This window comes from Caballeronia sp. Sq4a, assembly GCF_023170545.1.
Taxonomy (GTDB): domain Bacteria; phylum Pseudomonadota; class Gammaproteobacteria; order Burkholderiales; family Burkholderiaceae; genus Caballeronia.
Map to the genome: position 1 here is coordinate 926,644 of NZ_CP084250.1, position 19,671 is coordinate 946,314.

A 19,671-nucleotide genomic window follows, 5' to 3' on the forward strand; every position below is an offset into this window, starting at 1 on the left:
AGTTCTGGGACACGCGGCCGGACCGGCCTGCCGCACCCCTTCAGGTTCGAAGATTGGAAAAGACAATTCGCTATCTTATTGCCAGCATGGTCCTGCTGGCGCCCGCAAGCACGTTGGTCGTGAGAGGCGGAACGGGGTACTGTTTCTTTGTCCTGGTCGCGATCGCAGTCTTCGCCGGTATGTCCAAGCCGTTCAGGCTCAGCCCCCGTTTGCTGATTTCAGCGTACCCGTTATATACCGCGGGCATGCTGTGCTTCATGGTCTATTTGCCCTTGCAGCAGGCACTCGAAGGCTACTATCTGCCGCGCGAGTTCGACGGACTATCGCGTTTTGCGCTGTCTTTGCCGATCTTTCTTTTGCTCGTCAACGTGCCGATCGGATATCTGAAGGCGCTTGGTTGGGGTTGCATGCTAGGCGCGTTCGGTGCGGGCGTCTGGGCAGCCGATAGCGCAATTCACATGACGGTGACTGAACTCAACCGTCTCGGCAATGATTTCACCAATCCTATCCCGTATGGCAACACCGCCTTGCTTCTCGGCTTCCTGTCAGTGATGACGATTCGCTGGGACGACTACCGCGATGCCTGGATGCGGCGCCTCGGCATCGGGCTCAAACTGTTAGGATTCGCCGCGGGACTGTATGCGTCGTATCTTTCGGGCACGCGCGGCGGGTGGCTCGCCATCCCGCTTTTTCTGGTTCTTTGTTCGTTCAATTTCGGGTGGGTGAAACGGTGGCAAGATGGGTTGACGGCGGCCGCTGCCGTCGTCCTGGCAATGGCGCTTCTTCTTGCATCGCCCATCGGACGCGAGCGCGTCATGGCGACGGAGTCGGATCTTGCGCTACTGACCCACGATGCCGCGCCGAGTACATCGCTCGGTGCTCGCTTGCAGCTGTGGCGGGCGTCAATACGAATGTTCGAAGAGCATCCGTTGCTCGGCGTGGGAAAGGGTCACCTGAAAAGCCATCTGCAGACCATGGCGGACGCCGGCGCGATATCGCCGCTCGTCGTCAACCAGCGTGCGCACAGTGAATTCTTTTCGACGATTGCCGAACTCGGCGCCGTCGGAGTCGTCTGTCTTGCTTTGCTGTATTTGGGGCCGCTCGTGTACTTCTTGCGATACCGTCGTTCGCCGCACCGCGATGTTTCGACTGCCGCGTATTGCGGAATCGCGGTGTCGGGGTCGGTTATCATCTTTGGCTTGAGCATCGACGTGCTCACGGTGGTGATGACTACCGCCCTTATCGCGCTCATATGGGCTGTGCTGCTTGCGGCCATTGCGCGTGACACTCGTCTGCCGCAAAGCTCGATCATCGAGTCGAGAGCCGATAGACGATAGCCGATAGCCGAAATTGCTGATTGCCCGCGTGGGACTCGAGCGATTCACACAGACGTACTATTAGAGATTGGGTCACGCGACAGCGGACCGGCGCGGGGCGAAGTGGAGAAACTTTCTTGAATAAACCGGCATCACTCCGCAAGCCCATCGGCGGCACGGAAGCTTCATCGCCGATGGCCGTCATGAAGCGGCTCTGGCCGTACATTCGCCCGCTGTTGGGCATGGTCATTCTCGGGATCGCGACGATGGGCATCGTCGCCGCGACCGAGGCCGGCATCCCAATGCTGCTCAAGCCGCTGCTCGACCACGGCTTCGGTACGAAGGGCAGCGATCACGCGAAATGGCTCGTGCCTGCAGCCGTCATCGGTCTCGCGCTCGTGCGCGGTGCGGCGCAGTACGCATCCGGCTATTTCCTGTCGTATGTGTCGAACAAAATCCTGCTGCAACTGCGGCTCGAAATGTTCCAGCGCATGATCCACACAAGCGCCGGTTTCTTCCAGCGCGAGACGGCGAGCACGGTCATCAACGCGATCGTCTTCGAGGTCAATCAGATTCTATCGGTGCTGTCGAGCGTGGTCGTCACCCTCGTGCGCGATTCGCTCACGGTCGTGTTCCTGCTCGGCTATCTGTTCATCCTCAACTGGCGCCTCACCTTGATCGTCGCGGTCATCCTTCCGCTGATCGGCTGGCTCGTGAGCAAGATCAATCGCCGGCTGCGGCGGCTGAACCGCGAGCATCAGGCGCTCACGAACGAACTGTCGTATGTCGTCGAGGAAACCGTGGGCGGCTACAAGGTCGTGAAGGTGCACAACGGCGAGCGTTACGAGATCGACCGCTTCACGGACATGAGTCACCGGCTGCGCGGCTATTCCATGCGCATGCAGGTGTCGGGCGGCCTCGCGCAGCCGCTCACGCAGTTTCTCGCGTCGATCGCGCTTGCAGTCGTGCTCACCATCGCGGTCGTGCAATCGGCAAACGATCAGACCACGGTCGGCGGTTTCGTGGCGTTCGTCACGTCGATGCTGCTGGTCATTTCGCCGCTCAAGCATCTGATCGACATCAATCAGCCGATGCAGCGCGGCATGACCGCGGCCGAACTGATCTTCGGCCTGATCGACGAACCTCCGGAGCCAAGCGGCGGCGGGCGTCGTCTGGAACGCGCGCGCGGCGAAGTGGAGTTCCGCGACGTTTCCTTCGCCTATTCCCCCGACCGGTCGACGCTCGATCATGTGTCGTTCAAGGTCGCGCCCGGCGAAATGCTTGCGCTGGCCGGTCCGTCCGGCAGTGGCAAGACCACGCTCGTGAATCTGCTGCCACGATTCTTCGATCCCGCGAGCGGCGACGTGCTAGTGGACGGCGTTCCGCTGCACGAATACGCGCTCTCAGACCTGCGCGCGCAAATGGCGATGGTGAGCCAGGATGTCGTGCTCTTCAACGACTCGATCGCCGCCAACGTCGCCTATGGCACGACGCCGGACCGGGAACGCGTGCTTCGCGCGCTCACCGCGGCGAACCTGGCGGACATGGTCGCGTCGATGCCCGATGGCATCGATACGCTGATCGGCGGTAACGGCATGCGTCTGTCAGGTGGCCAGCGGCAGCGGCTCGCGATCGCGCGGGCCATCTATAAGGACGCGCCTATTCTGATTCTCGACGAGGCGACATCTGCGCTCGATTCCGAATCGGAGCGGCATGTGCAGTCCGCGCTCGAGACGCTCATGAAGGGTCGAACGACCCTCGTGATCGCGCACCGGCTATCGACTATCGAACGCGCGGACCGCATCCTGGTCATGGAACGCGGCCGCATCGCCGAGCAGGGCAGTCACGCGGAACTGCTGCGCCAGAACGGGCTGTATGCCCACCTGCATCGCATGCAGTATCAACAAGAGGCGGCGTAGCTCCCATGTCGAATAGAAGTCTCCTCATGATCCCGACGATTGGCGTCGGAAAGATACCTGGACGATGAAGCGAATCCTGGTCGTGAAGGTCACGTCGTTAGGCGATGTGATTCAGGCGCAGGCGGTGGTCGGCGATCTGCATCGCGCGTTTCCCGGCGTGATTGTCGACTGGGCCGTCGACGAGGCCTTTGCCGACATTCCACGCTGGAATCCGGGTGTCGAGCGCGTGCTCTGCGCGCCGTTGCGACGCTTCAAGAAGATGCGCAATCTTCGAGATTTGTCGGCCATCTGGTCTTCCATATCCGATCTTCGACGCGAGAAGTACGATCTGGTGGTGGACCTGCACGGCGTCTACAAGAGCGCGATCATCTCTTTTCTAACGCGCTCGAAGCGCCGCTTCGGCTACTCGCGTGCGAATCTGGGCGAGGCTGGTGCGGCCTTCGCGTACACACACCGCTTCGCGCCGCGCAGAGACGACAACGCATGGGAAGGCATGCGCCGCACGCTGTCCGAAACCTTCGGATATTCGATCGAGCCGTTCCCGCCGACTGTCCTCGCCATTCCGAAGCCGAAGGTGGCGCCCCAGGCGGTATCGGACATGCCTTTTGCGTTGCTCTTTCACGCGACATCGAAAGCGGAAAAAAAGTGGCCCGCCGCCAACTGGGTCGCTGTGGCGAAAGCGCTTGTCGAGCGTGGGCTCACGCCGCTATTACCGTGGGGAACGGATGCAGAGCGGATCGACGCCGAAGCGATTGCCCGCGAGGTGCCGAATTCGCGCGTGCTGCCCAGGCTCACGATCGAGGAGATCGCGCAACACGTCGATCTTGCCGCATTGGTAGTCGGAACTGACACGGGTCTGGTCCATCTCGCGTCCGCACTGCGCAAGCCGACCGTGATGATCTTCAGCGCGACATCACGGCCGCATTTCGGGGTCAATATTCCAGGCGTTTGCTTGTCGGTCGGGGACGAAGGTAGGCCGCCTTCAGTGGAAGAGGTGTTAGCGGCCATTCGCGCAGTCGAGCAGGGGAAACAGGAAGAGGCGGGGCAGGCGCCTACATCAACACAATGTCATACTGCTCCTGACTCAAATTCGACTCCACCTGCAACGAAACCGGCTTCCCGATGAAATCCATCAGCATGGCGAGATGCTGTGACTCTTCTTCGAGAAACAGGTCGATGACCTGCTGCGACGCTACCACGCGAAACTCGCGCGGATTGAACTGCCGCGATTCGCGCATGATTTCGCGCAGCACGTCGTAGCAGACGGTACGCGGCGTCTTGACCTGTCCCTTGCCCTGACACGTCGGGCAAGGCTCGCACAACACATGCGCGAGCGATTCACGCGTGCGCTTGCGCGTCATCTCGACGAGCCCCAGTTGCGAGAAGCCATTCACCGTCACGCGCGTGCGATCCCGCGACAGCGCTTTCTTCAACTCGCCCAGTACCTGATCGCGATGCTCGACATTCTCCATGTCGATGAAATCGATGATGATGATCCCGCCGAGATTCCTCAAGCGCAGTTGCCGCGCGATGGTATGCGCCGCTTCGAGGTTCGTCTTGAAGATAGTGTCGTCGAAATTGCGCGCGCCCACATAACCGCCCGTGTTCACGTCGATGGTGGTCATCGCCTCGGTCTGGTCGATCATCAAATAGCCGCCCGACTTCAGATCGACGCGCCGCGACAGCGCCCGCTGAATCTCCGCCTCGATGTTGTACAGGTCGAAGAGCGGCCGCTCGCCGGTGTAGTGATGCACGCGCGACGCCACGGCGGGCGTGAACTCGGCCGCGAAGTCCGCGAGCATCTGATACGTCTCGCGCGAATCGACCTGAATGCGCGTGGTCTCGTCGTTCACGAAATCGCGTAACACGCGCTGCGCGAGGTTCAGATCCTGATAGAGCAGCGTGGTCGGCGGCACGCGCTGCGCCTGCGTCACGATGGTCGCCCACGTCTTGCGCAGATAGGCGACATCGGCGGCCAACTCTTCACTGGATGAATCTTCCGCGATCGTCCTCACGATATAGCCGCCTTTCTCGTCGGCGGGCAACACGGCGGTAAGGCGAGCGCGAACCGCCTCGCGTTCCGCCTCGCTCTCGATCTTCTGCGAGATGCCGATATGCGGCTCCTGCGGCAGATACACGAGAGTGCGTCCCGCGATGCTCACCTGCGTCGACAGCCGCGCGCCCTTCGTGCCGATGGGGTCCTTCACGACTTGCACCATCAGCGCCTGGCCTTCAAACACAATCTTCTCGATCGGCACATGCGCCGCGGACCCATGCGCCTCGCCCGCGATGCGCGGATGCCAGATATCGGCCACATGAAGGAACGCGGCGCGCTCCAGACCGATGTCGATGAACGCGGACTGCATGCCCGGCAATACGCGCACGACCTTGCCGAGATACACATTGCCGACGCGCCCGCGCGAAAGCGTGCGCTCGACGTGAAGCTCCTGAACGGCGCCTTGCTGAACCAGTGCGACGCGGGTTTCCTGCGGTGTGACGTTGATCAGGATTTCTTCGTTCATGGCCTGTTTAGAATTCGACGCGCGCCACGCGCAAGAGTGCTGCGGTTTCGAAAAGGGGCAGACCCATGATACCCGAATAGGACCCCTCGATTCGCTCGATGAACGCCGCCGCGCGGCCCTGAATGCCATACGCGCCCGCCTTGCCGAGCGGCTCGCCGGTCGCGGCATAGCGTTGCAGCGCAGCACGGTCTACAGCCGCGAAGCGCACCGTCGAACGCGACAGCGCCACTTCGAGCATTGTCCCTTCGGCATCCACCACGGCGAGCGCGGTGAGCACTTCGTGCTCGCGACCGGCGAGGCGTTCGAGCATCGCGACGGCATCGGCTTCATGCAAAGGCTTGCCGAGAATCAGGCCGTCGATGGTGACGGTTGTATCGGCGACAAGAATCGGCGCGGGCGCATGTCCGCCGGCAAGCAAACGCGCGCGGGCCGCCTTCGCCTTCAACGCGCAGACGCGCACGACATACGCATCCGCGGCCTCGCCCGCAAGCTCGGCTTCGAGTGCTTCGGCGTCTTCATCGGGGCGCGGCAGCAGCAGTTCGTATTGAACGCCCAGTTGCCGAAGCAACTCCTGACGGCGCGGGCTTTGCGAGGCGAGATAAACGAAGGGATAAGCGGAGGAGTGAGCGGACATCGGCGAAAAGGTCTCGAAGAAATGCGCGCGCGGTCGGACCGCACAGCAAGCCTGAACGAAGACCTGAGCGGAAAGCCTATCGGTCCGGACTCACGCGCGATGGTAGGGATGATTCTGCGTGATGCTCCACGCGCGGTAAAGCTGTTCGGCCAGCAGCACGCGAACCATGCCGTGAGGCAGCGTGAGGCTGGAGACGCGCAACATCAGTTCGGCGCGGGCCTTCACTTCGGGCGCGAGGCCGTCCGCGCCGCCGATCACGAACGCGACATCGCGCCCGTCCTGCTGCCAGCCGGGCAGGGCGTTCGCGAGTTGCATCGTGGTCCAGTCGCGGCCGCGTTCATCGAGTGCGACGACGCGCGCGTTCTTCGGCAAGGCGGCTTCGATTCGCTGCCGCTCGGCAGTCATCACGCTCTCGGCATTGCGTCCGGACGAGCGTTGCTCGGGCTTGATTTCCTTGAGTTCGATGCGCAGCTCGGGCGGCATGCGCTTCGCGTACTCGTCGAACCCGCTTTCGATCCAGTCGGGCATCTTGTGTCCGACGGCCAGGATATAGAGCTTCATGAAGGCGCGAGCCTTCAGGCCTGCTTGCGCGCGGTCTTGCGCGCCGGGCGTTTCACCGCGGGCTTATCGGTTGCCTCGTCTTCTTCGTCCTCGTCGTCATCGGCGACGCTCGCGCCGCCGAACATGTTCGGCTTTTGCAGCTTCACGCGCACGGGCTTGTCGCCCCAGACTTCCTCGAGGTTGTAGTACTGGCGCAGCGCCGGTTGCAGGATATGAACGACCGCGTCGCCGCAATCGACCAGCACCCATTCGCCGATCTCCTCGCCTTCCGTGCTGATGATGTCGCCACCCGCTTCCTTGACCTTTTCGCGCACGCTGTTGGCAAGCGCCTTGGTCTGCCGGTTCGACGTCCCGCTCGCCACGACCACGCGGTCGAACAGCGACGTCAGGTGGCTCGTGTTGAACACCTTGATGTCTTGCGCCTTGACGTCTTCGAGACCGTCGATGATCGCGCGTTGCAGCTTTTGAAGTTCCATGGTTGCTGTGTCTTTACCGTGTCCGGTACAGGTGATGTTGAACAATATAGTCCCATACGGCGGATGGGACCTGAGCGCGCAGTTCGCGCGTGCCGTCTTGCGCGCGAGCGTGCTCGCGGATCGCCGTGGCGGAGACGTCGATGGAGAGCGATTCGTCGATCAGCACATGGCCGCACGGACTCGCGGTTAGCACGTCCGCCGACGCCCGGCGCGCGGCCATTTCCCGCGCCACTTTATCGGGCAGCACGCGCAGATCGAAGCCCGGCCGCGCCTCGACGCAAATGTGCGCATAGTCGAAAAGCCGCTTCCAGTCGTGCCATGAGTCGAGCTTCACGAGCTGATCGGCGCCGATCAGAAGCGAAAGCGACGCCTCCGAGCCTTCGCGCTCGCGCCACTGAGCGAGCGTGTCGACGGTGTAAGTGGGGCCGTCGCGCTCGATTTCATCGGTCGCGACGGTAATTTTCGCGCCGCCGAGATCGAGCGATTGCGCCGCCGCGCGCGTCATCGCCAGCCGATGATGCGGCGCCGATACGCCCACCTTCTGCCACGGCTGGCCGGCCGGCAGCAGCACGAGTTCGGTCAGCTGCAACAGCGCGGCGAAGCGCCGGGCGAGCGCGAGATGTCCGTTGTGGATTGGATCGAACGTGCCGCCGAGCAGGCCGACGCGCTTCTCGCACGGCGCGCCCGGAGTGGCGGCGGAGATCACAGCCATTCGCGGCGCACCAGAAAGTCCCGGTACAGCCGCGCTTCCGGCGTGCCGGGTTCCGGTTGCCAGTCGTAGCGCCAGTTCGCGACCGGCGGCATCGACATGAGAATCGACTCGGTGCGGCCGCCGCTTTGCAGACCGAAATGCGTGCCGCGATCGAAGACGAGGTTGAATTCGACGTAGCGCCCGCGCCGGTACGCCTGAAACTCGCGCTCGCGCTCGCTGTACGGCGTGTCGCGCCGCCGCTCGATGATCGGCAGATACGCGTTCAGAAATGCATCGCCGACGCTTTGCATCATCGCGAAGGAACGCTCGAAGCCGGGCTCGGAGAAATCATCGAAAAAAATCCCGCCGATGCCCCGCTGTTCGTTCCGATGCTTGAGGTAGAAATACTCGTCGCACCACGTCTTGAAACGCGGGTACAAGTCCGCGCCGAACGGTTGCAATGCTTCGCGGCATACGCGATGAAAATGCACCGCGTCTTCGTCGTAGCCGTAGATCGGCGTGAGGTCCATGCCGCCGCCGAACCAGAAGATCGGCGCTTCGCCGGGTTTCACGGCTGTGAGCATGCGCACGTTCATGTGCACGGTCGGGCAGTGCGGGTTGCGTGGATGCATGACGAGCGAGACGCCGAGCGCCTCGAAGCCGCGCCCCGCGAGCTGCGGACGCGCCGCGCTGGCCGATGGCGGCAGGGCGTCGCCCGCGACGTCCGAGAAACCGATGCCGGCGCGCTCGAAAAACCCGCCGCCTTCGAGAATGCGCGTCACGCCGCCGCCGCGCAGATGCACGCCCGGCTCGCGGGTCCAGGCGTCGGTGGCGAAGGGCGTGCCGTCGAACGCGCCGAGCGTGTCGGCGATGCGCGTTTGCAGGCCGGTCAGATAGTCGCGCACCGCCGCGATATCGTGCGATGCGTCTCGTTGTGCCTCGCGGTCCGCGCTGCGTTTCGGTTCACTCATCGATGGATGCACTGCGCCAGCCGGCTGGCGCGTAAGTCGTGGTTCTCTTCAAAACGCGCTGCCGGACACGAGGTCCGGCAGCGCGGGTTCGGCGAAGCGGAAATTCCGCGTCAGCCGTGGCGGTCAGCCTGTTTGCGGCTCACCGCCCGGTAACCGATGTCCCGGCGATACTGCATGCCGTCGAACGAGATCTGATTCACTGTATCGTAGACCACGGATTGCGCGCCGCGCACCGAATCCGCCAGCCCGACGACGCACAGCACGCGTCCGCCCGAGGTCGTCAGCTTGCCGTCAGCCAGCGTCGTGCCCGCGTGGAACGTCACGGCGTTGTCCGTTTCGGCCGGAATGCCGTTGATGCGGTCGCCCTTGCGCGGCGCGTCCGGGTAGTTGTGCGCGGCCAGCACGACGCCGAGCGCGGTGCGCCGATCCCACTCCAGTTCCGCGCCGTCGAGCTTGCCGTCGATGGCCATCTCCACGACTTTCGAGAAATCGCCCTTCAGGCGCGCCATGATCGGCTGCGTTTCCGGGTCGCCCATTCGGCAGTTGAATTCGAGCGTCTTCGGATTGCCGTTCGCGTCGATCATCAGGCCCGCGTACAGAAAGCCGGTATAGCGGATGCCTTCGTTTTCCATGCCGCGCACCGTCGGCAGGATGATTTCGCGCATCACGCGGGCGTGCAGTTGCGGCGTGACGATAGGCGCGGGCGAGTACGCGCCCATGCCGCCGGTGTTCGGACCCTTGTCGCCGTCGAGCAGGCGCTTGTGGTCCTGGCTGGAGGCGAGCGGCAGCACGTGCTTGCCGTCCACCATCACGATGAAGCTCGCTTCCTCGCCGGTCAGGAATTCTTCGATGACCACGCGCGCGCCCGCATCGCCGAACTGGTTGTCGGCAAGCATCGAATCGACGGCGGCGTGCGCTTCTTCGGCGCTCATCGCGACGACCACGCCCTTGCCGGCGGCGAGTCCGTCCGCTTTCACGACGATCGGCGCGCCTTTCGCGTCGATGTAGGCGTGCGCGGCGGCGGCGTCCGTGAAGGTTTCGTATTCGGCCGTCGGAATGTTGTGGCGTTTCATGAACGCCTTGGCGAAGTCCTTCGAGCTTTCGAGCTGCGCGGCTTCCTTGGTCGGCCCGAAGATTTTCAGCCCGCGCGAGCGGAACAGATTCACGATGCCCGCGGCGAGCGGCGTTTCCGGACCGACGACGGTCAGCGAAACGTGCTCCTTCTCGACGAAATCGGCGAGCGCGGCCGGGTCCGTGATATCGACGTTGCGCAGGCGCTCGTCCTGCGCGGTGCCGCCGTTGCCGGGCGCCACATAGACGATCTGCACGCGCGGCGACTGCGCGAGCTTCCATGCCAGTGCATGTTCCCGACCGCCCGAACCGACGACGAGTAACTTCATTTGAATCCCCGAAAAGCTTGAATGAAAACTGTGGCCGCGCACGCGTACGCGCCTGGTTGCGGCGCAGTCAGAGCGGTCGAAAGGCGGCTCGCGCGGACATCGGCTGCGTCACGCGCCTTCCAATCGTCGAAGCAAAGCGAAAGCCGTTCCAGTCGCGGCGCGGCGAAACCACCCAGCGCGGCGGCTGCTGCTCCTCGTTACTCGTCGTTGATTGCGGCGTTCGTATAGACTTCCTGCACGTCGTCGAGATTCTCGAGCGCGTCGAGCAGCTTTTGCATCTTCACTGCGTCATCGCCGCTGAATTCGACTTCCGTCTGCGGCTTCATCGTCACTTCGGCGAGTTCGGCCTTGAAGCCCGCGGCTTCGAGCGCGTCCTTCACCTTCTGGAAATCGTTCGGCGGGCAGAGCACTTCGATACTGCCGTCTTCGTTCGTCACGACGTCGTCGGCGCCGGCTTCGAGGGCCGCGTCCATCAGCTTGTCTTCGGGCGTGCCCGGCGCGAACAGGAACTGGCCGACGTGGTCGAACATGAACGACACCGAGCCGTCCGTGCCCATGTTGCCGCCGAACTTCGAGAATGCGTGGCGCACTTCCGCGACCGTGCGCGTGCGGTTGTCCGTCATGGTGTCGACGATGATCGCCGCGCCGCCGATGCCGTAGCCTTCGTAGCGGATTTCTTCGTAGTTCGCGCCATCGACGCCGCCGACGCCGCGCTGGATCGCGCGATTGACGTTGTCCTTCGGCATGTTCGCGTCGTAGGCCTTGTCGACGGCGAGCCGCAAGCGCGGATTCGAGTCGATGTCGCCGCCGCCCATGCGGGCCGCGACCTGGATTTCCTTGATGAGGCGCGTCCAGATCTTGCCTTTCTTCGCGTCGGCCGCTGCTTTCTTATGCTTGATGTTGGCCCATTTCGAATGACCCGCCATTACCTTTCTCCGTCGCGCGCCGCGTGAATTCGTGCGCCTAGTGTGCTGTGTTGCGTGATTATCGACCGGCCCGCGCGCTGCCTCGCTGAGTGCTTCAAAGCGGCTGCCGGGTCCGCCCGGCGACGCGGCGCGATGCTCGGACGCGCGTCGATTTCGGATCGGAAACAGACCAAAATTTTAGCATGGCGCAACGCCCGGACAGCGGGCGTGCGAGCCGGCCCGCCGTGAAAACGAAACCGCCGCGCGAAGGCGCGGCGGTCGGGCGGCGGTCGGGCGGCAAAAGCGGACGGGCGGTCAGTTCCTGGTGCCGAAGAGGCGATCGCCGGCATCGCCGAGACCGGGGACGATATACGCATGCTCGTTCAGATGCGAATCCAGCGACGCCACGTAGAGCTTCACGTTCGGATGCGCGTCCTGAAACACCTTCACCCCCTCGGGCGCGGCGACCAGCGCGACGAAGATGATGTTCTCGTCCTGCACATTGCGCCGCTTCATCACGTCGACGGCGTGCACGGCGGAGTAGCCGGTCGCGACCATCGGATCGCAGAGAATGAACACGCGCTCCTCCAGATCGGGCGGCAGGCGCACGAGATACTCCACCGGCCGATGATCGTCCGCGCGATACACGCCGATATGCCCGACGCGCGCCGACGGCACGAGGTCGAGCAGACCGTCCGACATGCCGATGCCCGCGCGCAGCACCGGCACGATCGCGAGCTTCTTGCCGGCGATCACCGGCGCGTCGATTTCCACGAGCGGCGTTTCCACGCGCTTGGTCGTCAACGGCAGGTTGCGCGTGATTTCATAGCCCATCAGCAGCGTGATTTCCCGAAGCAACTCGCGGAACGTGCGCGTCGACGTGTCCTTGTCCCGCATGTGCGTGAGCTTGTGCTGGATCAGCGGGTGATTGAGGATGAAGAGATTGGGAAAGCGGCTGTCTTGTTTCATGGGTCTCGCGCAGTGCGCGTCCTGCTCGGGTGATGGTCCTGCCGTGGGCGGTCGCGCGCGGCGCAATTCACAGCGCGCCGGGCCGACAGTGGCGACAGTTTACCGAAAAGGCCGCCATGACCTAAGAATAATCGCCGGCGATGCGGCCATGCATGCGCCCACGTTGCCTCCCCGATTCTTCTAGAATGCGCGAGAGGGTTTCGACGCGTGCAACGATGCCACGTTGCCACGCTACGGACCGATTCGAACACTAAGCGACGATCATGGAGGACGGACGATGGATATGGGAATCGCAGGGCGCACCGCGCTCGTGTGCGCGGCGAGCAAGGGACTCGGGCGCGGCTGCGCGGAGGCGCTGGCCGCGGAGGGCGTGAATCTCGTTATCACGGCGCGCACGGCCGAGACGCTCGAAGCGACGGCGGCGAGCATCCGCGCGCAGTATGGCGTCAACGTGCAGGCCGTCGCGTGCGACATCACGACGCCCGAAGGCCACAACGCCGCGCTCGCGGCCTGTCCGCAGCCGGACATTCTGGTGAACAACGCGGGCGGCCCGCCGCCGGGCGACTTCCGCAACTTCACGCATGAGATGTGGATCAAGGCGCTCGAAGCGAACATGCTGACCCCGATCGAGCTCATCAAGCGCACCATCGACGGCATGATCGATCGCGGGTTCGGGCGCATCGTCAATATCACGAGTTCGTCTGTGAAAGCGCCTATCGACGTGCTCGGTCTGTCGAACGGCGCGCGCTCGGGACTCACGGGCTTCGTCGCGGGCGTGGCGCGCAAGGTGGCGGCTACCGGCGTCACCATCAACAACTTGCTGCCGGGCACGTTCGACACCGACCGCGTCGCCGTCACCTTCGAGGCGCAGGCCAAGGCGCAGAACATTTCCATCGAAGAGGCGCGCGCGCGTCGCGCGCAGAGTCTTCCGGCCGGGCGCTTCGGTAATCCGGACGAGTTCGGGCGGACCTGCGCGTTCCTGTGCAGCGTGCATGCCGGCTATATCATCGGCCAGAACATATTGATCGACGGCGGCGCTTATCCTGGCACCTACTGACCGGCGACACGACAAGAGGGGAGAAGGCAGCACATGAGCACACGCGTCGCGCTGATTGCGCACGACATGAAAAAGGACGACATCGTCGCGCTCGCGGGCGAGTATGTCGACACATTGGCGCAATGCCAGCTGGTCGCGACCGGCACCACGGGCGCGCGCATCGCGGCGGCGCACGGGCTCGATGTCGAGCGCAAGCTGTCCGGCCCGCATGGCGGCGACTTGCAGATCGGCGGCGAACTGGCGGAAGGGCGCGTCGACGTCGTGATCTTTCTGCGCGACCCGATGACGCCGCAGCCGCACGAGCCCGACATCAACGCGCTGGTGCGCGCCTGCGACGTGCATAACGTGCCGTGCGCGACCAACGTGTCGACCGCGCGCATGATTCTCGACGAGTTGCGCGCCCGGCTGGTGAAGGCGCGCTGAAGCATCCACGAAACGAAGGAGACGTTCGAGCGATGACCAAGGCAATCCGATTCGACAAAACCGGCGGCCCCGAAGTCATGAAATGGGTCGATGTGAACGTGGGCGAGCCGGGCAAGGGCGAAATCCGCGTGAAGCATCATGCGGTGGGGCTCAACTTCATCGACGTGTATTTCCGCACCGGCCTCTATCCGATGCCGCTGCCCGGCGGCCTCGGCATGGAAGGCGCGGGCGAGGTGACGGCGGTAGGCGAGGGCGTCACGCAGTTCAAGCCGGGCGATCGCGTGGCGTATGCGTCGCGTCCGCCGGGCGCCTACGCGGAAGAACGCGTGATGGCGGCGGATTACGTCGTCAAGCTGCCGGATGCGATCGGCTATGAGGATGCCGCGTCGATCATGCTGCAAGGGCTGACGGCGCAATATCTGCTGCGCCGCACGTACCGCGTGAAGGCGGGCGACACCGTGCTCATTCACGCGGCGGCGGGCGGCGTCGGCATGCTCGCGTGCCAGTGGGCGAAGGCGCTCGGCGCGACGGTCATCGGCACGGTCGGATCGGACGAAAAAGCGGCGCTGGCGAAAGAGCACGGCTGCGATCACGCGATCGTGTATACGCGCGAGAACTTCACGCAACGCGTGCGCGAGATCACGAACGGCGCGGGCGTGCCCGTGGTCTACGATTCGATCGGCAAGGACACCTATGTGGGCTCGCTCGATTGCCTTGCGCCGCTCGGTCTTTTCGTGAGCTTCGGCAATTCGTCGGGGCCGCTGCCGCCGATCGATTCGTCGGAGCTCGCCGGGCGCGGCTCGCTCTTCTTCACGCGTCCGACGCTCTTCAGCTATATCGCAAAGCGCAGTGATCTCGACACGATGGCCGCCGAATTGTTCGACGTGGTGTCGTCGGGCAAGGTGAAGACGAACGTGCGGCAGCGCTATCCGCTCGCGGACGCGGCGCGCGCCCACGAAGAACTCGAAGCGCGCAAGACGACCGGCTCGACGATACTTTTGCCTTGAACGCGCGGATGTGCGCGGCCGGCTCGCCACCACAACCAAATAAAAAACGATGAGCGAGCCGTCCTTCACCGTCGTCCTGATCGAAGACGAAAAGCAGATCCGGCGCTTCGTGCGCGTGTCGCTCGAAGCGCAGCAGATGACCGTGTTCGAAGCCGAAACCGGCCAGCAAGGGCTGATCGCGGCGGCCACGCGCAAGCCGGATCTCGTGATCGTGGATCTCGGCCTGCCGGACACGGACGGCATCGACGTGATCCGCGAATTGCGAAGCTGGACCGAAGTGCCGGTGATCGTGCTCTCGGCGCGCACGCAGGAAGAGGAAAAAGTCGCCGCGCTCGATGCCGGCGCGGACGATTATCTGACCAAGCCCTTCGGCGTCTCCGAACTGATGGCGCGTATCCGCGCGCACTTGCGGCGGCGCAATCAGACGGCGGCGAGCGAAACGCCCGTGGTCAGCTTCGGCGATGTCACGGTCGATCTCGCGCTACGCCGCGTCACGCGAAACGGCGAAAGCGTGCATTTGACGCCGATCGAATACCGTCTGCTCGCGACGCTCGTGCGCGACGCGGGGCGCGTGCTGACGCACAGGCATTTGCTGCGCGAAGTGTGGGGGCCGTCGCATGTCGAGAGTCCGCATTACCTGCGCATCTACATGGCGCATCTGCGGCAGAAGCTCGAACGCGACGCCGCGCAGCCGGAGCATATCGTCACGGAAACGGGCGTCGGCTACCGGCTCGTCGGCGCGAACTGAGGGCGCTTACGCCGTAGCGGCAGCGGGCGCATCGAGCGCATCGTCGATAGGCACGTCGCCGCCGACGAAGCCGATCGTGCGATTCGTCACGCCGAGCAGCAGGCAGCGCATCACCACTTCCGCGACGTCTTCGCGCGAGACCGCCGGCATCTGTTCGACGCGTTCGTCGGCGAGCGCGATCGTCCCGCGCCCCGGCGCATCCGAAAGCGGACCCGGCCGCAGAATTGCGTACGGCACGCCGCGGCGGGCGACGTAATCGTCGGCTTCGCGCTTCATGCGTGAATAGTGGCGCAGCGCGAGCGGACTGCGCTGCGGCTGATACGCCGACAACGCGCTCACCACAACCAGTTGCCGCACGCGCCGGCGCTTCGCGTAATCGGCGGTGCGCATGACGGCGTCGCGGTCGATGTCGCGTTCCTCGCTCACCCCTTCCGATTCCGCCGAGCCCGCCGCGTAGACGACGTGCGTGATGTCGTCCAGCGCATGCGAGAAGTCGTGCGTCAGATCGCCGAGCACGATCTCCGCGCCGAGCGCAGCGAACTCGCTCTTGTGCGCGGACTTGCGCAACAGCGCGCGAAAGGGAATGCCTTCTTCATGCAAACGCCGCGCGACATGGCGGCCCGTGCGGCCGTGCGCGCCGATCAGCAGGACTTTCATCGCCTTCATTCGAGACGCTCCTTGCGTGGACGGTCAGAACACCGTAGGCCATTCTCGCGGTCCATGCCAGCGTAACGTCATTCGACCGCGCTTGCAGGAGTCGCGCCGTCCTTGCGACGCGCCCGCCGCGCTTCCCCGCGCACGCGGACGCGGTCCATGTACAGATAGACGACGGGCGTGGTGTAGAGCGTCAGCATCTGACTCACGATCAGGCCGCCGACGATCGCGATGCCGAGCGGCGCGCGCATCTCCGAGCCTTCGCCCGTGCCGAACGCGAGCGGCAGCGCGCCGAGCAGCGCGGCGGCGGTCGTCATCATGATCGGGCGAAAGCGCAGCAGGCAGGCTTCCTCGATCGCATCGCGCGAGGTCTTCGCGCCGTGGCGCGTCGCCTCGATCGCGAAGTCCACCATCATGATCGCGTTCTTCTTCACGATGCCGATCAGCAGAATCACGGCGATCAGAGCGATGATGCTGAACTCCGTGTGAAAGAGCAGCAGCGCCAGCAGCGCGCCGATGCCCGCCGACGGCAGCGTGGAAAGAATCGTGATCGGGTGGATGTAGCTCTCGTACAGAATGCCGAGCACGATGTACACCGCCGCGAGCGCCGCGAGAATGAGAAGCGGCTGATCGTTGAGCGATTGCTGGAAGGCCTGCGCCGTGCCCTGAAAGCTGCCGTGAACGGTCGGCGGAACGCCGAGTTCGGCCATCGTTTCGTAGATGGCGGCGGTCGCGGCCGAGAGCGACTTGCCCGGCGGCAAGTTGAACGAAATGGTCGAGGCGACGAACTGGCTCTGGTGATTCACCGAAAGCGGCGTGTTGCCCGGCCCGAACTTCGCGATGGACGAGAGCGGGACCATCGTTTCCTTCGACGTGGACACCGCCGCGCCCGACGACGATCCCGACTTACCGCTCGCCGCAATGGCGTTGGTCGCGGAATTGCGCACGGATTCGAGCGCGAGCGCGGCGGTGGTGTCGGCCGTGCTGGTCGACGATCCGCCCGCGCCGGTCGAACCCGTCGCGGATGTGGATGCCGTGCTCGTCGCGCTGGATGTCGTCGTGGAATTGGTCGATGCGGCGCCGCTCGCCGTGCCGCCCGACGTGCTGATGTAGATCTGCTTCAGCATTTCCGGGTCTTGCCAGTACTTCGGCGCGACTTCCATGACGACGTGATACTGCGACAACGGGTTGTAGATGGTCGAGACCTGCCGCTGGCCGAACGCGTCGTAGAGCGTGTTGTCGATCTGCGCGGGCTTGATGTTCAGGCGCGCGGCGGTCGCGCGGTCGAACGTCACCATCGCTTCGAGGCCGCCTTGTTGCTGATCCGAATTCACGTCGGTCAGCTCGGGGCGGTGTTGCAGCGCCTCGGTGATCTTCGGCGCCCATGTGTACAGGTCGGAGGTCGTGTCCGAGAGCAGCGTGAACTGATACTGCGCGTTCGACTGCCGGCCGCCCACGCGAATGTCCTGCACCGCCTGAAGGAACGTGCGCGCGCCCGCGACATTGGCGAGCGGTCGGCGCAGGCGGTTGATGACCTGATCCGCCGAAATCTTGCGCTCGCTTTTCGGCTTGAGCGAGATGAACATGAAGCCAGAATTCGTCGAACGTCCGCCCGTGAAACCCGCGACGCTATCGACGGCGGGATCGGCCTCGACAATGCGCATCATCTCGGAGAACTTGACCTTCATCGCCTGAAACGACGTGCTCTGGTCCGCCTGAATGCCGCCGATGATGCGCCCCGTGTCCTGCTGCGGGAAAAAGCCCTTCGGCACGATCACGTACAGATAGAAGTTGAGTCCGATGGTCGCGAGCAGAATCAGCAGGATGGTGCGCGGATGCCCGAGCGCCCAGCCGAGCGTGCGCGCATAACCGCGCTGCATGCGCTCGAATTGCCGTTCGAGCCAGCGCGCGACGCGTCCTTCCTCGCGCTTCTCGCGCGGTTCTTCGAGCAGGCGCGAGCACATCATCGGCGTGACGGTCAGCGACACGACGAGCGACACCGCAATGGCGAGCGAGAGCGTCAGCGCGAATTCGCGGAACAGCCGCCCGACGATGCCGCCCATCAGCAAGATGGGCAGGAACACGGCGACGAGCGACACGCTGATGGACAGCACCGTGAAGCCGACCTCCCGCGCGCCGATGATCGCGGCCTGCATGCGCGGCACGCCTTTTTCGACGTGCCGCGCGATGTTTTCGAGCACGACGATGGCGTCGTCGACCACGAAGCCCGTCGCGATGGTGAGCGCCATCAGCGAGAGATTGTCGAGCGAGAAACCGAGCAGGTACATCGCCGCGAACGTGCCGATGATCGAGATCGGCACGGCGACGCTCGGTATCAGCGTCGCGCGCCAGTTGCGCAGGAACAGGAACACGACCATCACGACGAGCGCGACTGCGATTACGAGCGTGAGTTCGGTGTCGTGCAGCGACGAGCGAATGGTGGTCGAGCGGTCCGCCGTCGGCGTGATCTCCACGTCGGCGGGCAGGGCAGCCTGCAATTGCGGCACCATCGCCTTCACGCGATCGATCGTCTCGATGATGTTCGCGCCCGGCTGCCGGTACAGAATGACGAGTACCGCGTGCTTGTTGTTGATGAGGCCGAGATTGCGCAAGTCCTCGACCGAATCGACCACTTCGCCGACGTCCGAGAGCTTCACCGCCGAGCCGTTGCGATACGCGATCACGAGGTCCTTGTACTGCGCGGCCTTGCTCGCCTGATCGTTGGTGTAGAGCTGGACGTGCGTGCCCTGGAACTCGATCGCGCCTTTCGGGCTGTTCGCGTTCGCCGACGCGAGCGCCGCCCGCACGTCCTCCAGCCCGATGCCATAGTGGAACAGCGCGCCCGGCTCCAGTTCCACGCGCACCGCCGGGTTCGCCGACCCGCTCACGTCGACTTCGCCGACGCCCGGCACCGTCGAAAGCGTCTGTTGGAGCACGGTCGCGGCGGAATCGTAGAGCGAGCCCGCCGTGCGCGTGGGCGACGACAGCGCGAGCACGAGAATCGGCGCGTCGGCGGGATTGACCTTGTGATAGGTCGGATTGCTGCGCAGCGAAGTCGGCAGGTCGGCGCGCGCGGCGTTGATCGCGGCCTGCACGTCGCGCGCGGCGCCGTCGATGTCGCGATTCAGGCCGAATTGCAGCGTGATGCGCGTGCTGCCGACGGAACTCATCGACGTCATTTCGCTCACGTCCGCGATGCTGCCCAGATGCCGCTCCAGCGGACTCGCCACGCTCGTCGCCACGGTCTCCGGACTCGCGCCCGGCAACGACGCCTGCACGGAGATGGTCGGGAAATCGACCTGCGGCAGCGGCGCGACCGGCAGCTTCACGAACGCGAACATGCCGGCAAGCGCGATGCCGACGGCGAGCAGCGTCGTCGCCACCGGCCGGTCGATGAAAAGGCGCGACAGGTTCATGC

18 protein-coding genes are annotated in these 19,671 nt (G+C 64.3%); 7 read left to right on the forward strand and 11 right to left on the reverse strand.

Going from position 1 to position 19,671, the window contains the following annotated elements:
* Window positions 1-53 precede the first annotated feature (53 nt).
* From LDZ24_RS04300 to waaC, 3 genes are all read left to right on the forward strand, one after another.
* Window positions 54-1,337, forward strand: a complete 1,284-nt coding sequence (locus LDZ24_RS04300) for an O-antigen ligase (protein WP_248321760.1) — start codon at window positions 54-56, stop codon at window positions 1,335-1,337.
* A 173-nt stretch (window positions 1,338-1,510) separates the two neighbouring features.
* Complete coding sequence (gene msbA, locus LDZ24_RS04305) at window positions 1,511-3,235, forward strand: lipid A export permease/ATP-binding protein MsbA (protein WP_248322271.1); 1,725 nt, start codon at window positions 1,511-1,513, stop codon at window positions 3,233-3,235.
* Between the two features lie 64 nt (window positions 3,236-3,299).
* A complete protein-coding gene (waaC, locus tag LDZ24_RS04310) occupies window positions 3,300-4,361 on the forward strand; it encodes a lipopolysaccharide heptosyltransferase I (protein ID WP_248321762.1) in 1,062 nt (353 codons plus the stop codon).
* On the opposite strand, the gene rng is transcribed toward waaC, so the two are convergent.
* From rng to upp, 9 genes are all read right to left on the reverse strand, one after another.
* Complete coding sequence (gene rng / locus LDZ24_RS04315) at window positions 4,288-5,757, reverse strand: ribonuclease G (RefSeq protein WP_206467875.1); 1,470 nt, start codon at window positions 5,755-5,757, stop codon at window positions 4,288-4,290. The two genes, waaC and rng, sit on opposite strands and share 74 nt — an antisense overlap.
* Before the next feature lie 7 nt (window positions 5,758-5,764).
* Window positions 5,765-6,391 carry a nucleoside triphosphate pyrophosphatase gene (locus LDZ24_RS04320; protein ID WP_248321764.1) on the reverse strand — a complete coding sequence of 209 codons (627 nt, stop codon included), beginning with the start codon at window positions 6,389-6,391 and terminating at the stop codon, window positions 5,765-5,767.
* A 90-nt stretch (window positions 6,392-6,481) separates the two neighbouring features.
* Entirely contained in the window at window positions 6,482-6,952 is a 471-nt protein-coding gene (rlmH, locus tag LDZ24_RS04325; protein ID WP_248321766.1) for a 23S rRNA (pseudouridine(1915)-N(3))-methyltransferase RlmH, read from the reverse strand.
* Between the two features lie 14 nt (window positions 6,953-6,966).
* Window positions 6,967-7,428, reverse strand: coding sequence for a ribosome silencing factor (gene rsfS, locus LDZ24_RS04330; protein WP_248321768.1), 462 nt, complete (start codon window positions 7,426-7,428; stop codon window positions 6,967-6,969).
* A 13-nt stretch (window positions 7,429-7,441) separates the two neighbouring features.
* Window positions 7,442-8,140 (reverse strand): nicotinate-nucleotide adenylyltransferase, encoded by a 699-nt coding sequence (locus tag LDZ24_RS04335; protein ID WP_248321769.1) that lies wholly within the window; start codon window positions 8,138-8,140, stop codon window positions 7,442-7,444.
* Window positions 8,131-9,090 (reverse strand): oxygen-dependent coproporphyrinogen oxidase, encoded by a 960-nt coding sequence (hemF, locus tag LDZ24_RS04340; RefSeq protein ID WP_248321771.1) that lies wholly within the window; start codon window positions 9,088-9,090, stop codon window positions 8,131-8,133. Before hemF ends, LDZ24_RS04335 begins: the two co-directional genes overlap by 10 nt.
* A 110-nt stretch (window positions 9,091-9,200) precedes the next feature.
* Window positions 9,201-10,490, reverse strand: a complete 1,290-nt coding sequence (gene purD / locus LDZ24_RS04345; RefSeq protein ID WP_206467881.1) for a phosphoribosylamine--glycine ligase — start codon at window positions 10,488-10,490, stop codon at window positions 9,201-9,203.
* A gap of 197 nt (window positions 10,491-10,687) precedes the next feature.
* Entirely contained in the window at window positions 10,688-11,416 is a 729-nt protein-coding gene (locus LDZ24_RS04350; protein ID WP_206467882.1) for a YebC/PmpR family DNA-binding transcriptional regulator, read from the reverse strand.
* A 294-nt stretch (window positions 11,417-11,710) separates the two neighbouring features.
* Window positions 11,711-12,364, reverse strand: coding sequence for a uracil phosphoribosyltransferase (upp, locus tag LDZ24_RS04355; RefSeq protein WP_206467883.1), 654 nt, complete (start codon window positions 12,362-12,364; stop codon window positions 11,711-11,713).
* Window positions 12,365-12,641: 277 nt separating this feature from the next.
* Between upp and LDZ24_RS04360 the strand changes: the two genes are divergently transcribed.
* The 4 genes from LDZ24_RS04360 to kdpE are packed head-to-tail and all read left to right on the forward strand — an operon-like array spanning window position 12,642 to window position 15,599.
* Window positions 12,642-13,421 (forward strand): SDR family oxidoreductase, encoded by a 780-nt coding sequence (locus LDZ24_RS04360; protein WP_175939929.1) that lies wholly within the window; start codon window positions 12,642-12,644, stop codon window positions 13,419-13,421.
* Between the two features lie 33 nt (window positions 13,422-13,454).
* Window positions 13,455-13,844 carry a methylglyoxal synthase gene (locus tag LDZ24_RS04365; protein ID WP_248321773.1) on the forward strand — a complete coding sequence of 130 codons (390 nt, stop codon included), beginning with the start codon at window positions 13,455-13,457 and terminating at the stop codon, window positions 13,842-13,844.
* A gap of 32 nt (window positions 13,845-13,876) precedes the next feature.
* Window positions 13,877-14,851, forward strand: a complete 975-nt coding sequence (locus tag LDZ24_RS04370; RefSeq protein ID WP_248321774.1) for a quinone oxidoreductase — start codon at window positions 13,877-13,879, stop codon at window positions 14,849-14,851.
* A 49-nt stretch (window positions 14,852-14,900) separates the two neighbouring features.
* Entirely contained in the window at window positions 14,901-15,599 is a 699-nt protein-coding gene (kdpE, locus tag LDZ24_RS04375) for a two-component system response regulator KdpE (RefSeq protein WP_248321775.1), read from the forward strand.
* Window positions 15,600-15,605: 6 nt separating this feature from the next.
* Here the strand turns inward: kdpE and LDZ24_RS04380 are convergent, their stop codons facing one another.
* Together LDZ24_RS04380 and LDZ24_RS04385 are read right to left on the reverse strand one after the other, a co-directional pair.
* Window positions 15,606-16,265 (reverse strand): SDR family oxidoreductase, encoded by a 660-nt coding sequence (locus LDZ24_RS04380; protein WP_248321777.1) that lies wholly within the window; start codon window positions 16,263-16,265, stop codon window positions 15,606-15,608.
* 68 nt (window positions 16,266-16,333) lie between these two features.
* Window positions 16,334-19,669 (reverse strand): efflux RND transporter permease subunit, encoded by a 3,336-nt coding sequence (locus LDZ24_RS04385; protein ID WP_248321779.1) that lies wholly within the window; start codon window positions 19,667-19,669, stop codon window positions 16,334-16,336.
* Window positions 19,670-19,671 lie beyond the last annotated feature (2 nt).